The sequence below is a fragment of the Simkania negevensis Z genome, from assembly GCF_000237205.1.
GTDB lineage: Bacteria > Chlamydiota > Chlamydiia > Chlamydiales > Simkaniaceae > Simkania > Simkania negevensis.
In genome coordinates this window covers 434,107-448,103 of sequence record NC_015713.1, presented here as the reverse complement: position 1 = coordinate 448,103, position 13,997 = coordinate 434,107, and the positions used below count along the sequence as shown (strand labels likewise).

General features: G+C 41.3%; 13 protein-coding genes. 4 read left to right on the top strand and 9 right to left on the bottom strand.

What is annotated here, in order from left to right; genetic code table 11:
* Positions 1 to 23 precede the first annotated feature (23 nt).
* From SNE_RS02720 to rnc, 8 genes are all read right to left on the bottom strand, one after another.
* Positions 24 to 1,343 (bottom strand): MFS transporter, encoded by a 1,320-nt coding sequence (locus tag SNE_RS02720; RefSeq protein WP_041419179.1) that lies wholly within the window; start codon positions 1,341 to 1,343, stop codon positions 24 to 26.
* Positions 1,344 to 1,345: 2 nt separating this feature from the next.
* Entirely contained in the window at positions 1,346 to 2,365 is a 1,020-nt protein-coding gene (locus SNE_RS02715; RefSeq protein ID WP_013942785.1) for a succinylglutamate desuccinylase/aspartoacylase family protein, read from the bottom strand.
* Positions 2,366 to 2,434: 69 nt separating this feature from the next.
* Positions 2,435 to 2,935: a PTS sugar transporter subunit IIA gene (locus SNE_RS02710; RefSeq protein ID WP_013942784.1), complete on the bottom strand. Its 501-nt coding sequence runs from the start codon at positions 2,933 to 2,935 to the stop codon at positions 2,435 to 2,437.
* On the bottom strand, positions 2,913 to 3,356 hold the full coding sequence (gene dut, locus SNE_RS02705; protein ID WP_013942783.1) for a dUTP diphosphatase: 444 nt from the start codon (positions 3,354 to 3,356) through the stop codon (positions 2,913 to 2,915). The genes SNE_RS02710 and dut overlap by 23 nt, the downstream gene beginning before the upstream one ends.
* Positions 3,357 to 3,359: 3 nt before the next feature.
* Complete coding sequence (accD, locus tag SNE_RS02700; RefSeq protein WP_013942782.1) at positions 3,360 to 4,337, bottom strand: acetyl-CoA carboxylase, carboxyltransferase subunit beta; 978 nt, start codon at positions 4,335 to 4,337, stop codon at positions 3,360 to 3,362.
* Between the two features lie 266 nt (positions 4,338 to 4,603).
* Positions 4,604 to 5,911 (bottom strand): hydroxymethylbilane synthase, encoded by a 1,308-nt coding sequence (gene hemC / locus SNE_RS13150; protein WP_013942781.1) that lies wholly within the window; start codon positions 5,909 to 5,911, stop codon positions 4,604 to 4,606.
* Positions 5,908 to 7,284 (bottom strand): DNA repair protein RadA, encoded by a 1,377-nt coding sequence (gene radA / locus SNE_RS02685; RefSeq protein ID WP_013942780.1) that lies wholly within the window; start codon positions 7,282 to 7,284, stop codon positions 5,908 to 5,910. The genes hemC and radA overlap by 4 nt, the downstream gene beginning before the upstream one ends.
* Complete coding sequence (gene rnc / locus SNE_RS02680) at positions 7,281 to 7,991, bottom strand: ribonuclease III (RefSeq protein ID WP_013942779.1); 711 nt, start codon at positions 7,989 to 7,991, stop codon at positions 7,281 to 7,283. Before rnc ends, radA begins: the two co-directional genes overlap by 4 nt.
* Before the next feature lie 235 nt (positions 7,992 to 8,226).
* Here rnc and SNE_RS02675 point away from each other — a divergent pair, with 235 nt between their 5' ends.
* The 4 genes from SNE_RS02675 (at position 8,227) to SNE_RS02660 (ending at position 12,335) form a co-directional block, all read left to right on the top strand.
* The gene (locus SNE_RS02675; protein WP_013942778.1) at positions 8,227 to 8,958 is read left to right on the top strand and encodes a hypothetical protein; all 732 of its coding nucleotides are present in this window, start codon (positions 8,227 to 8,229) and stop codon (positions 8,956 to 8,958) included.
* A gap of 146 nt (positions 8,959 to 9,104) precedes the next feature.
* Entirely contained in the window at positions 9,105 to 10,433 is a 1,329-nt protein-coding gene (locus tag SNE_RS02670) for an ATP-binding protein (RefSeq protein WP_013942777.1), read from the top strand.
* 149 nt (positions 10,434 to 10,582) lie between these two features.
* A complete protein-coding gene (locus tag SNE_RS02665; protein WP_065757300.1) occupies positions 10,583 to 11,761 on the top strand; it encodes an aminotransferase class I/II-fold pyridoxal phosphate-dependent enzyme in 1,179 nt (392 codons plus the stop codon).
* A gap of 82 nt (positions 11,762 to 11,843) precedes the next feature.
* The gene (locus SNE_RS02660) at positions 11,844 to 12,335 is read left to right on the top strand and encodes a TspO/MBR family protein (protein ID WP_013942775.1); all 492 of its coding nucleotides are present in this window, start codon (positions 11,844 to 11,846) and stop codon (positions 12,333 to 12,335) included.
* Between the two features lie 209 nt (positions 12,336 to 12,544).
* Here the strand turns inward: SNE_RS02660 and SNE_RS02655 are convergent, their stop codons facing one another.
* Entirely contained in the window at positions 12,545 to 13,822 is a 1,278-nt protein-coding gene (locus tag SNE_RS02655; protein ID WP_041418715.1) for an MFS transporter, read from the bottom strand.
* Positions 13,823 to 13,997: the final 175 nt, after the last annotated feature.

Sequence of the window (13,997 nt, the reverse complement as noted above, 5' to 3'; positions counted from 1 at the left end):
ATTGGTTTTGAGCAACGTGAAAGCTATGGAATATTTGACAAGTCAGACTTGCTGATCTTCACAACTTCAAATTGTTGCCTGCAATAAGTTTCACGAATAAAAAAGAGTGCTAAGAGGTATGCGCAAAGATAAAAAATTGGCATGAAGAAAAAACCAGCCTGAAAATCTGCATCTGTGAAATGCCCCGCTTTTTCGTGATGCATCGCAGCAGAGCGACCGATGAATGAACTGACAATCGGTGGTAAGACAGCTGCAAAAAACATAATCATTGAGTTGTTCAAGCCGATAGCAGTCGCTTGTAGCTTGGTAGGAACATGCTCAGTGATCGTTGCAAATGAAACGCTTTGTGCTGCACTGACAAATCCAATGAGAAAAAAGAGCGCCATATAGATTAACTTATTTTCTAAGTGGAAATAGACAACAAGGATCGTGACAACAATTCCAAAGAAAGCACTTCCATACAGAATGGGTTTCCGCCTTTTTATACTATCTGAAATCTTTCCTAGTACGGGCGACCCAACTCCCAACCCAACCCACATCATCGAAGCAATTGAGGCTGCAACGGTTCTTGAAAAGCCTCGCGCTTGTAAAAAACTTGTCCCCCAATAAGCTCCAAGCAAAGGAAGACACACATAGACAAATCCTGCATAAAGAACGATCGCCCAAACTTGGGGAATCCGAATAAGCTCTCCAAGTCGTCGAAGAAGCGACTCTTTACCAGGTTCAAGATGAATGATTTCTCCTTTTTGTCTTGGTGGAGTATTGCGCACAAAAACCCCGATAAAGACCGCTAAAACAAAGCCCAAAGCCCCAATTCCTCCGATGACTAAGCGCCAATTATCGCGGAATAGTGTTAGCAATAAGGCAAGCGGACCTCCTGCTAACATAGGTCCGGCAGCTCCTAAAAAATTCGCAATGCCGGCCATCAAACCAAAGTGTTTTCGTGGAAACCAGTTTAGCGCTAGAACAAGAAGGCAAACGTAGGCAAATGAGGACCCAAACCCCATAAAACAACGACTGAGGAATCCACTCGAAAACCCATGGACAAAAGCAAAAGAGAACCCTCCTAACCCCGCTAAGAAAACTGCAATTGTCAGCAAAAGCCGGGCTCCAAGTCGATCGACTAAAATCCCAACGGGAAGCTGCATGAATGAATAAATTAAATAGTATCCGGCTCCCATTGTGGCGAACTGTTGTGCAGTCAAACTTAAATCAGCAATCACTTGATCAGAAATTGTCGAAACAAAAACGCGCAAGAAAAATTCATATAAGTAAAAGAGAGCTGCTAAACTCCAAATGACTGTGCCCAAAAACAAGTGAGAGCGAGAATCTTTTTCCATCATTTTCAATTGTTTATAATATCAGGTTGAACAGGTGGAATCTCTCCAGGAGCGGGAGGAGGGATAGGCCGCTCGTAATGACCGATTTGCGCAATGATCTGCCCTTCATAAACTAGGGGCTGCGTGGTAATTTCCAGAATAATCCCCGACTCTAAAGCAGTGACTTGGTGCTGCTGACCTGTTCCAAACGGATCAGAAACAATACCCAAAGGCATTCCCCGTTCAATGTACATACCGGTCTGTTTGGTAAAAGAAAAAAGGCCACTTCCAGGAGCTCTTACCCAAGAAGACTGAACAATCTCATAAGGATTGCTTTCTTTTGGTAAAGATTTCAGACGAATCATTCCCAGCTCGGACATCACTTTTGTGATCCCTTTTACCCCTACTCTAACAGACCATTCATCCAGACGGTTTGCCTCTCCAGCTTCATATACCATTACGGGGCACTTTGGCTTCCCGGGATCATGATAAAAAATGCCTAATTTCTCTTTAGTTGAGCGAATAAGGGGGGCTTTAAAAGCTTTTGCTAACCGATATCCACTTTCATCACCTTCTTGATACACAACATGAGGAACTTTATACCGCTCAGGGCCTCCTGTTTTGATGCTCAAATAATGGGTACAATGGTCGAGAATCTCTGAAGTAAAAATATGTGCAAGGCGAGCAGCAAACGAGCCTGTTTCAGATCCTGGAAAACTCGCTTCTAAATCGTGACCATCAGGCAATAGTCGACTGTGATTGATGAGACCATAGACGCTCATGACAGGAATAGTGATCAACGTTCCAGCTAAATTTTTTAAGGTTGCAGAATTTAAAAGGCGCTGAATGATAGCAATCCCATTAACTTCATCTCCATGAAATGTTCCGCAGATCAGCAGTTTTGGCCCTTCTTTTTTTCCATGCAAAACATGCATTGGAATATGAAGAGGGGCGCAAGTGTAAATTTCGGGTGTGGGAAGAGCAAGCGTCAGCTTCTCACCAGGCTGAACATCGATGCCACAAATGGTTAAAGTTGTATTCTTCATGTCTTACAACTTAACGTAGCAAAACGAATAAATCAAGAAACGAAAGCATGCCATCAATATCTTGATGCCTTAGCAATCTGTAAATAAATTGATGATTTGTGTCGGGTTTTCGGCCATCAGCAAATTTCTGCGACGTCCTTCGTCTTTGATCGCAGACGTTAGACGGGAAAGAATTTGTAAATATGCCGTTTGTTGATTTGTCGGCCCTCCAATCATGAAAATCAGTTTAACGGGAGCTCCATCGAGAGCATCCCAATCAATTCCATCTTTTGATTTTTGCACTCCTACCGCCACAAAAAAGTGGTCAAAGCCTTCAAGCTTTGCGTGAGGAATTGCAACACCCATGCCAATTCCTGTTGAAACGATTTTTTCTCGCTTCAAAATGGCATCGAAAAACGCCTCAGCTTCTAGAATTTTCCCAGCTTTAACTAGGGCATCTACCAGAGACTTGAGCGCTTCATCTCGGTGAGCTGAGTCTAAAAAACAGATCACCCCATCCTCTAAAAGTTCAGAGAGAGTCACATTTTCTCCTTTCTTGAAAAGATGGCTAATGCGTTCCCGTATGGCCAAAACCGCCTTCTCCTCTTTTTGTTGCCACAAGTTCGTCTTTAAGGGCAAAGGTTGCTTGATAAACTGGGGCAAGCACAATTTGCGCAATGCGCATTTGAGGGGTCACTGTAAATGGCTCGTCTCCATGATGAATCAAAATCACTCCCAATTCACCACGATAATCTGAATCGATGGTTCCTGGCGAATTGAGAACTGTGATTCCGTGCTTTAAGGCCAAACCACTCCGTGGTCTCACCTGGATTTCATATCCCTTCGGAATTGCAAAACGAAGTCCCGTTGGAATCAACCTTCTTTCTCCAGGATGAATAATAATGTCTTCCTTGATGTGAGCCCGAACATCGGCTCCTGCAGCATCTTCAGATCCATAAACAGGAAGCGAAGCTTCCTCTTCGACAACTGTCGGGATGATTTGCTTTTTCATGTTTCACTCTGAGGTGACTTTAATGGCGTTTTTCTCTCGTTCTTTTCTCGAAAGTGCAATTAAATCGTCTAATTTTTCTCGCTCAGTTCCCACACCTAAATTCATCTCTTTCTTACTGACAAGAGGAATCTTGTTATCCATTAGAAAGTTGAGGAAAAAAGCGAGCTTTTCCTTGAGTTCCACCCGTCTTACTATGCAGTCGATCATCCCTTTCTCAAGTAAAAATTCTGACTTCTGAGCTGAATCAGGGAGCTTTTGCCCAATGGTTTGCTCAACAACCCGTGGCCCAGCAAAACCAATCAAAGCATCGGGCTCGGCAATGATTAAGTCGCCAAGAGATGCAAATGAAGCAGTTACCCCACCTGTTGTTGGATTGGCCAGAACGGAAATATAGGGAAGACGTGCTTCACTGAGTTTTGCAAGTGCCGCAGAAGTTTTTGCCATCTGCATGAGAGAGAAAATCGACTCCTGCATCCGAGCTCCTCCAGAAGAAGAAACCAGGATAACAGGGAGTTTATGTTTGATCGCATGCTCTATGAGTAAGGTAATCCGCTCTCCGACAACTGATCCCATGGAACCACCCATGAAACTAAAGTCTAAAGCGCCAAGAGCTACGGGCATTTTTTCGATGGTGCAAGTTCCAACCAAAATTCCTTCGTTGCGTCCCGTTTTCTTCCGCGCTCGTTTTAGGCGGTCATCGTAGTCTTCAGTATCGACGAATTTTAAGGGGTTAGTAGGCTCTATTTCAGAAAATAGTTCTTGAAATGTATCATCATCTGCCAGAAGTTCAACACGTTGAACCGCTGAAAGCCGATAGTGATGGTCACATTTTGGACAGCAGTTGTGATTGTCTTGGAGCTGATTCGCATGAATCATCTCCTCACACTTCGTACACTTCACCCAACCACTGAATCCATCTTTTTTAGTAGATGCAACTTTAATTTTGGGTTGATGACGGGTAAACAATCCTAAAAATTTCATCTTTACCTCACGCTAGGTGCCAAAAAGCTTAGCAAAGACCCCAAAAAGAGACAACCCTCAGGATCAATACAATTTATTTTTTGAACCTATCTCACAATGTAGAATATATTTTATTCCAGTCTTTTGACATCTTTAGAGTGCTTAGACTGAGCCGTTTCGCATCGACAACGTGTTCAATCTAAGCACTCTAAACCTCCTCAAAATGCTAAAAATCAAATTAAAGCAAAATTATGGGATAGGTTGACTCCTATTAAAACTGAGGACTTTTAAAAAGTAAATACAGAATTTAATTTGCTTTGCGTAATTGGGCCAATGGGGATTAATTTTTTATTCTTCGGGATTTCTCCAAAAATTTTTTTGAAAGCATCGACCGTCGAAGGACTTGTGAAAACGATTTCATCGATCTCTTCTAGTGCAGGACGGTTCTTTAATTCAACAGCCCGAGTATCATAGAGTTTGCAAAGTTGGTGCCGTATCCGTTTGATCATCAAAAAATGTGCCAAATCAGGCCGAGAAAGGGCTGAGCAAGGAAGAAAAACAAAGGCATGATCGAGATTTTGGACAGCAAGCATCCTAATGATCCCTTCCTGAGTTTCTTCTTTTGCAACTTGTGTCACATGAGCTCCTCGCGCACGAGCAGCTTTTGCTGTTGATTCCCCAATAGCAATGATTTCTTTGCCTTCGAGAATATCGATTCCATATTGGTAGTGCGCTAAGCAGTCGAAAAAAACGTTGACTCCCACTTTACTTGTAAAAATGAAGTGGGTGTATTTGGGAATGTCATCAAAAACATACTGAATCTGAGGAAGATTGAAATCACGTGGGAAAATTTGAATAATGGGACAGTGAATGAGAGTGTTTTCTGTTTTAAAGTTTGAAGGATCAAGTCCCAAATAGAGCGTTGTCTCAGCCATTTTTTTTCCGGGGTTGTGTCGTCTACTATCTAGAGAAGCAAAGAGCTTCGCCATTTCATGGTCTCCTTCCCTAGCAAGAACAGCAAGCTGCCCCTGAAGAGGCGCTACGGGCCCTGGAAGAGAGATCCGGTTTACATAAGTCAGTTCAAGGCGAATGAGCGCAGCTTCAGCTACAACAAGCGCATCGATCTCACCTTGGAAAAGTTTTTCTAGCCTTTTTTCAATCGTTCCACGCACCTCTACGCAGAGCAAATCAGGACGTAATGTTTGGACGATTTTATCTCGCCTGGGCGAAGAAGAGCCAACAAGGGCACCACTTGGCAAGGTCTCTAGATTTTCCCCCTCACGAAAGACAAGAGAGTCTGAAGGATCTTGCCCTTTTGTCAATGCCACCATCATGAGCCCTTTGGGTAAAGGTTCTGGTAAATCTTTTGCAGAATGAAGGCTGATACGGACCTTCCCTGCGAGTTGTATGGCATCAATGTCACGGGTAAAAAAGTCGGTTTTATCCATGTTTCGAAGAGAAACATCTAACTGGCGATCGCCAATTGTTTGAAGGTAGGTTGGCTGAAATTCGTACTCAGAAGAAAAAAGGTGGATCAGTTCGTCTAATTGCTTGCGCGAGAGTTTAGAGTCTCTTAATCCTACCGTAATAATCATGGTTTTGTAATCAGTCGCTCAATAGCATCTTCTACAAGAGAAATGCCATGGAGCTGAATTTTTTCCTTTAAATTTTTATTGATTCCTTTCAGGTTTTTTTCTGAAAGGTAGCACCGTTTAAAGCCCATATGGATGGCTTCTTTAATTCGCGCTTCAATTCGAGGAACAGAGCGCACTTCTCCAGCAAGCCCTACTTCCCCAACGACAACAGCGTCAGAAGGAACAGCCCGGTTGCAATAGGAAGAAGCAATTGCCAACACCACACCGAGATCGACTGCAGGTTCTGAAATACGCATGCCTCCAGCCACTGAAACGAAAACATCGAGAGCATGGAGTCGATAGGCCATCCGCTTTTCAAGCACGGCAAGTAAAAGAGACAACCGTTTGGAATCAATTCCAGTACTTCTTCGGGAAGGTGAAGCAAAAGAAGAGGGCGCAACAAGTGCTTGCACTTCGACAAGAAGTGCACGTGTTCCTTCCATAGTGGGAATCATGATTGAACCAGGTGCATCTTTCACCCTTTCTTCCATGAAGGTGAGGGAGGGATTTACGACTTCTTGTAATCCTTCTTCAACCATCTGAAAAATCGCAACATCATCGGTTGGACCAAACCGATTTTTAATGCCTCGTAGCAAACGGTAGCCATGCTGTCGATCTCCTTCAAACTCAAACACTGTGTCGACAATATGTTCTAAAACGCGAGGCCCCGCGAGTTCTCCACTCTTTGTGACATGTCCCACTAAAAACGTTGTGATGCCCAGTCCTTTAGAGAGATGCATGCACTCCATAGCCACATCTCGCACTTGGGTGACAGATCCTGGAGCGCTTGGCACTTCATCTTTGTAGACAATTTGAATGGAATCGACGATTAAAATATCAGGCTGCAACTTTTCAACATGCATCCGAATGGCAGAAAAGACTGTTTCGCTCAATAAATAAAGTTTATCACTCTGAATGCCGAGTCGCTTCGCACGGAGTGACGTTTGCTCAGCCGATTCTTCGCCGCATACGTATAAAACAACAAGACCTTGGTTGGCAAAATTCTTTGCAAGTTGGAGAAGCAGCGTCGATTTTCCGATACCGGGCTCTCCTCCTAGTAAGTTTAAAGAACCTTGAACGACACCTCCACCTGACAGCCGATCAAATTCTTGGTAATTCGATTTGTATCGCTTGAAGTTTTCAGTATCAACATCTTGAACAAGAACCGGTTTAGCCGTGCGCAAAAGTTTTGTTTCGAACCGCCCTTTTTTTTCAGGCAAGGCAGTTTCCTCAGTAAGGGTGTTCCATTCATGACAGACACTACAACTTCCCGACCATTTAAGCTGCTTGTTGCCACATTCTTGACAAACCCAAACTGTTTTAACTTTGCTCACTCTAACCTCATTGCTTCAATCGCTTGCTGTGCACACATTTGCTCTGCCTCTTTTTTTGAAGTACCAGCCCCTTTTCCTAAAATCTGATTGTCGAGCTTCACCACAACATAAAAAGTCTTTTCATGATCAGGTCCTTCTTCATTGATGACCTCATACGTAGGGGGCTTTTGATAATTTTTTTGACAATAGTCTTGCAGCTCTGCTTTCCAGTTACGGGTCGGGCTCTCAATAATTTCAGTGATGAAAGAGTGAAAATGAGAGAAAAAGAACCGGTGAGCTTCTTCCATCGCACCATCGAGATAAATCGCCCCAATCAAGGCTTCAAACAAATCGGCTAAGATCGTCGAGCGTCCTTTTCCCTGATTCATCGACTCCCCTTTTCCCATCAAAATAAAAGATTGAACATCCAGCTTTTCAATATACATCGCACAGGTGGTCGCCTCGACAAGGCGTGAACGCAAATAGGACAACTCACCTTCAGGATGATCGGGCAGCTCACTATAGAGAAAGTCGCTAACAAGAACACTCAAAACGGCATCGCCCAAAAACTCGAGTCGCTCATTGTGGCCTTTGACAACCCCTCGATTTTCATTAATAAAGGAGCGGTGAATAAAGGCACGCTCCAAAAGAGACTCGTCTTTGAACTGATAACCGACTTTAGCTTCGATTTGAGAAAGGGCGCTTTTAAGCTCTTCTATTGTTTGCATGAAAATCTTCTAGATAATTGTCTTATTCTAGGATACAATCTGAGGTATACCATTTATCGAAAATAAATTACAGAATTAGCAAGGAGATTTTCGAGGGAAAATTGAGTTTGGAGATGAACCTAACTAAATGCTCTTTAGCTAGATCGAAAACTCAATTTTAACTGAAAAAGTCAAGCTATCTTCACTAAGCTATTTTCGATAAATGGTATTATATACATCAAGAGAAAACTATTGCATGAAATTTGCCCTCGCCAGAGAACATCTCGATTTTTTTTATCAACACCACTACATCGAGTTTGAAAATCTTCTAACTCCTCAAGAAGTCGATACTCTCAAAAAATACATGTTTGAAACTCTTGCCAAACGGTTAAACACCCACGAGGAAAAACTCAAAACTCAAACTTTCACCTCACTCTACAAAGCAGGGTTTGATATGTGGCGCAGCTCAGATACGATTAAAAAAATCGTCCTGCGACCCCAATTCGCTGAAATCGCTTCGAATTTAGTCAAAAAAAAACCTCTACGCATTGGATTTGACCAAGCATTTTACATCCCTAAAATTTTTCATGAATCTAATGAAAGCATGCCCCCTCTTTTCAAAAGGGAAACATCTCTTGCCTCAACCTCTTGCTTGCAAGGGATTGCCTGCGGCCTTATTTTACATCTTGACGCACCAGCTGTTCCAACAGAAAATTTAGAACTTTCGATTCAAGAAGACGTGCAAAAACTGATTCCCATTCCAAGACAAGCAGGAAGTGGAATTTTCTTTTCACCTGATGCACCCCTCTCTCTCGAGCATCTCATTTCAACGCCAGGTATCTGCCAAATACTCATTGCATACACCAAAGACATCACACTTTATCGCCTATGTGAAGATGATCCTCAAACCCATATCTATAAAAAGATGGGATATGTGTTTGGAGACCGTTTAAAAAACACTTCCCATCCTCTTATTTTCAGAGGATAAGCCACTGAAAATCAATATCTCCTGACAATAACCTTGTATTTTATCCATTTTTTGGACAAAATAACCCTGTATTTTATCCATTTTTTGAATAAAACACCCTTTCTTATTAACCAAATATCGAATACAAAGAAGAAAAGGTAAGTAGAATGTTTAGAAAAATTGAAACAGAGCTTAAAGACTGGCATCGTAAAAAATGCCGTTTACCCTTAATCCTTCGTGGAGCTAGACAGGTTGGCAAAAGTTATGTGGTCCAAAAAATTGGAAACGAGTTATTTGAAAACACTCTTATCATTGATTTCGAGCTTCAACCTAGTTTTTGTCAGTGTTTTGAATCTTTAGATCCCCAAAAAATTGTTAATCGTTTAGAGCTGATGACAGGAGCCTCAATCAATGAGGGCAAAACTCTTCTTTTCCTAGACGAAATTCAACAATGCCCACGCGCAATTATGGCCCTTAGATATTTCAAGGAGAAAATGCCAGCCCTTCATGTCATCGCTGCAGGATCTCTTTTAGAATTTGTTATGCACGAAACTGATTTTTCTTTTCCTGTTGGAAGAGTGCAGTTTTTATACATGGGTCCACTATCTTTTTCTGAATTCTTATTGAATGCAGGAGAGAAAAAGGTACTAGACTTTTTAGACAATGTAACAGTTGAAGAGGGAATTCCATCAGAAATCCACAATAAACTTTTAGAATTATTTCGTTTGTATATTGTGATTGGAGGAATGCCTGCAACTGTCCATACTTATTTAGAAACCCACTCTCTTTCTGAATCCCATAAAATCCAGTTATCCCTTTTACAAACTTATCAAAATGATTTTGGGAAATATGCTTCAAAAACAGAGTATAAATATCTTCAATTGCTTTTCGAAAAAGCTCCAAGTCTTGTTGCAACCCATTTTAAATATGTCAATGTTTCAAATGAAATCAGGTCGCGAGAACTTAAAGTTGCGTTAGAACAGCTTTCTTATGCAGGGTTAATCAATAGGGTCTTTGCAACATCGGCTTCTGGCGTCCCCCTATTTGCTCAAATAAAGGAAACTCGCTTTAAGATTCTTTTTTTAGATATTGGATTATTGCACACCTCCCACAAAATGAATATCAGCGAACTTTGGGAAAAAGATATTCTTCAAATTCATTCAGGAAGACTTGCAGAGCAGGTTGTGGGACAACAACTTCTCACTTTAGGGGATTTTTATGAAAGTCCTCAGCTCTTTTTTTGGAAGAGAGAAAGCAAAAGTAGCTCTGCTGAGGTCGACTATCTTTTCACCTCAGGATCAGCTATCATTCCTATTGAAGTCAAAGCTGGTAAAACGGAACGCCTTCGGTCTTTACAAACCTTCATGAAGGAAAAACAATCTCCTCTCGGTGTTAAAATCTCTATGTCACCTCTCTTGCTAGACCATTCAATTCTTTCCCTTCCTCTTTACATGATAGACCAACTACCAAGATTTGTATCCAACCTAGCTTTTTGAGAATACTAAGGCGTGCCATCAATGATACTCAAATGACTTTAAAAGTTTGAGTATACAATATGTTGTTCATGGCCTTCCTTAATAAGGCTCTTGAAAAGCTATGTAAAAAACTTGTTATTTTTTCTTTAAAAAAGTTAAGATTTTCCGTCATGAAAAAGTACGAGTATTTCCATAAAGCTCTTGAAAAACATCGGGAACAAAAAGAGTATAGCCAGCTCCGATGTGTGGTTCCTCTTGATGAAAACCACATTGTTTCCTCTAAGCAAAAAATGCTCAATTTCGCATCAAACGATTTTCTAGGACTTTCACAACACCCTTATGTTAAGAAAAATACAATTAAATACGTTCTTGAGTGGGGAGCTGGATCTTCAGGCTCGCGCCTTGTCACTGAACATCTAGAATACCATAGAAACGTCGAAGAAAAACTCGCTGACTTACTTGGAAAAGACTCTTCTCTTCTTTTTTCTTCACCTTTTCAAGCAAAACAAACGTTATTCGGATCGATTGGAGGTTCGCGTGCTATTTTCTTTATCGACCGGTTTTGTGAAAATAGTTTGATGCAAGCGGCATCTGGTAGCCAATCGAAACTCTTACGCTACGAGCACCAAAACCTTAAGCAGCTGCGCACATTACTCGAGAAACATCGAGACACGTCTTGTACAACAAAAGTGATCATTTCAGAATCCCTCTTCGGTCTCAATGGAGAAAATGGCGATTTAAAAGGTTTGATCGAACTTGCACGCGAACATGATGCCCTCCTTTGTATTGATGACTCTCATGCTATTGGGATGATGGGAAAACACGGCATGGGACTTGCTTCGCACCGAAATGGAATCGACATAGTGATTGGAGCTTTTGGCAAAGCGTGTGGCTCTTTTGGAGCCTATATCGGACTCAGCCGCCTCATGCGCGATTACATGTTAGCCTTCAGTCCCCAACTCGTCGAAACAACAACCTTGCCTCCAGCGGTTCTTGGCGCCATTAGTGCTGCCCTCGACTTGATTCCCGATATGCAGGTCGAAAGGCAGCGTGTCTTAGAACAAAGCCGCCAACTGATGGAAAAACTTTCAAACCTTGGTTGGGTGGTAGGAGAAAGTCAGTCCCATCTTATTCCTTTGCTCTTTTCTTCTGAAAGTGAAGTGCTAAAAATGGCGCAAGTTCTCAGTCAAAAAGGAATTCTCGTTACAACGCTTCGCCCTCCAGCGGTTCCAAGAGGTGCAGCCCGTCTACGCCTGACGATGAATGCCCTGCATACTGATGAACATCTCACAACTCTTCTCGACACTCTTAAAAGTTTGAAAAAAGAGCCTTCCCTTTCAATTGTTTAAAACCCAAATCAAGACCAAGAAATTTTCTGGTGGGTTTCAAACTTTCTTTACTGGAAACAGTTTTTTGAGTTAACAAGAAGACATGTACACAAAGAAACAAAAAGTTGAAATATATGCTGTTTTCCTTTTGATCATCTTGGTGATTGAGCTATTTATGGCGATCGTTCTTCAAAAGGGATTTTCTGCATACTACAACTCTTTTCATCATCTTGACTGGGTGCTCCCACGCTACCTATCGATCCCTATTTGGAGTATCATGTATATACTTTACGCGATCGCTGGGGCAAGCATTTGGATAAAACGAAAGTCGTTTATTCGGAAATACGCACTTGCCTCATGGGTAATTGTGATCTTTCTCAACATTTTGTGGCCTATTACCTTCTTTTACATCCCCCTTCGCATATTGACGCCGATCATCTTATCAGTCCTCTTCATCTCGCTGCTAGCCCTTTTGTTTTATAGTTTTTTAGCCAGCCGTTTGGCAGGCTATCTCCTGATTCCCATCACATTCATGATTCTCTATTTATTATTGTTACATTGGACACTTTTCATCATTAATATCCAAGTCATTTAAATAGAGAATTATATACTCAAACAGCTTCAAACTTCTTAGTGCTCCATAACAAAAAATCTTATAGCTAATTTGATTCAGATTTTCGCTGAATTTTTCTCTCCCAAAATCGACCACATTGTCCATGAGACAAGGGGAGATTTTGAAAGATGAAAAGATGCTCGAAAGATCAGCCAAGTAGCGTTAGAAACTTTTGTTAAATTGTACTAGCATTAATTTTCATAAGATTGCCGCTGATTACAATAAGTCTCTTTAATAAAGAAGGACAAGATCAAGGCAAAGAGAAGATAGATAGGAAGGCGAATCAATGAGGTTTGAAATTGCTGAGTAGTATATTCAGGAGTATTGTGAATTTGTTTCCCAAGCTCAAGAAAGACAGTGATAAGGGATTGGCTGATTGCTGCAAAAAGAACACAAAAGGTATTGACCACGGCAATCGGGGTCGCTGTGACTTGAGGAACATTGTGTTCATGAACAATTGTATAACCGATACTAATATTTGAGGCTGCAAAGCCCAAGATGATAAAGCAGATCGAAGTGATCAAAACCCCAAAGTAAGGAGGATAAATGATGATAATTAACATGATCAATGTAATGGCAGTACCCAAGACAACAAAGAGCTTCCGTTTTCCTATGAATGTTGAGATACGGCCAAAGAAAATAGCTCCTATACCATAGCTAAGCACAAAAAATAAATTGTACATAATAGCAGTCGAAAGCGGGGTTTTATAGACAGTTTTAAGGAAAGGGATGGCCCAAATCGTTTCAAAAGCAAAAAGGGGGCCGATCATAAGGCCGATTGTAAGCCCCATGACCCAGACATGAGAGGCGTTAAATACTTGGCGTATATTCTTCCAAAATTCTTTTCGATCTTTAATCTGAGAGTATATCGAGAATTTCCCACCCGGTGAATCTTGAACAATAAAAAAGTAGACGCAAGCGAAGATTAAGCCGCTTAATCCAACGGTCATCATAGCCTTACGCCATAGAAGGACTTCTTCAAGATAGTTAAAACCCATTTTAAATAGCACAGTTAAAAAAGCGCTTAATGCGATGAAAATACCAAGAAGATAAGAAAATTGTTTGGACTTAAACCAGTTATTGATAATTCGGAGCCCATTTAAAAACGCAAATGCAGCTCCAAAGCCCATGATGCCACGAGCCATCGCAATTCCCCAATGCGTTTCTGAGTTAGACATCAAAATAGCACCAATTGAGCAAAAAATAATTCCCAAAGAGGGTAGAAACCGAGAACCAAACCGGTCAATTAGAATTCCGATTGGGATTTGGAAGAAAGCTAAGGAAAAATAAAAAGCACTCATTGCATAAATTAAGGCGGTAATTTGGGTTTTATCTTGACCTAGAATGCTTTCTAGACGTGGAGAAAATTGTAGGGTCAAGGTGTAAGCACTAAAGATAACGCTTAAGATAAAAACCATCCAAGCATAATAAGGGCGAGGATGCTCGACTAATTGATTTTTTGAGTTCATAAATTTCTTCTTATCGAAAATGTTTTTTTTTGTCATTGCTTACACCGAGATTCTAAGAGTACCAATTGGCCTAGACTTATGTTTTGAAGTATACTCAAGGCATCATGCAGTGTCATTATGGGACACGCGTTGTTCAGACTGCTCTTTAGAAAGCTTTTTATCTCTTTCATTTTTC

Bases quoted from the DNA above. Each gene is read 5' to 3' on its own strand.
- SNE_RS02720 (WP_041419179.1), bottom strand. From the start codon at position 1,343: ATGATGGAAAAAGATTCTCGCTCTCACTTGTTTTTGGGCACAGTCATT.
- SNE_RS02715 (WP_013942785.1), bottom strand. From the start codon at position 2,365: ATGAAGAATACAACTTTAACCATTTGTGGCATCGATGTTCAGCCTGGT.
- dut (WP_013942783.1), bottom strand. From the start codon at position 3,356: ATGAAAAAGCAAATCATCCCGACAGTTGTCGAAGAGGAAGCTTCGCTT.
- accD (WP_013942782.1), bottom strand. From the start codon at position 4,337: ATGAAATTTTTAGGATTGTTTACCCGTCATCAACCCAAAATTAAAGTT.
- hemC (WP_013942781.1), bottom strand. From the start codon at position 5,911: ATGATTATTACGGTAGGATTAAGAGACTCTAAACTCTCGCGCAAGCAA.
- rnc (WP_013942779.1), bottom strand. From the start codon at position 7,991: ATGCAAACAATAGAAGAGCTTAAAAGCGCCCTTTCTCAAATCGAAGCT.
- SNE_RS02675 (WP_013942778.1), top strand. From the start codon at position 8,227: ATGAAATTTGCCCTCGCCAGAGAACATCTCGATTTTTTTTATCAACAC.
- SNE_RS02670 (WP_013942777.1), top strand. From the start codon at position 9,105: ATGTTTAGAAAAATTGAAACAGAGCTTAAAGACTGGCATCGTAAAAAA.
- SNE_RS02665 (WP_065757300.1), top strand. From the start codon at position 10,583: ATGAAAAAGTACGAGTATTTCCATAAAGCTCTTGAAAAACATCGGGAA.
- SNE_RS02660 (WP_013942775.1), top strand. From the start codon at position 11,844: ATGTACACAAAGAAACAAAAAGTTGAAATATATGCTGTTTTCCTTTTG.
- SNE_RS02655 (WP_041418715.1), bottom strand. From the start codon at position 13,822: ATGAACTCAAAAAATCAATTAGTCGAGCATCCTCGCCCTTATTATGCT.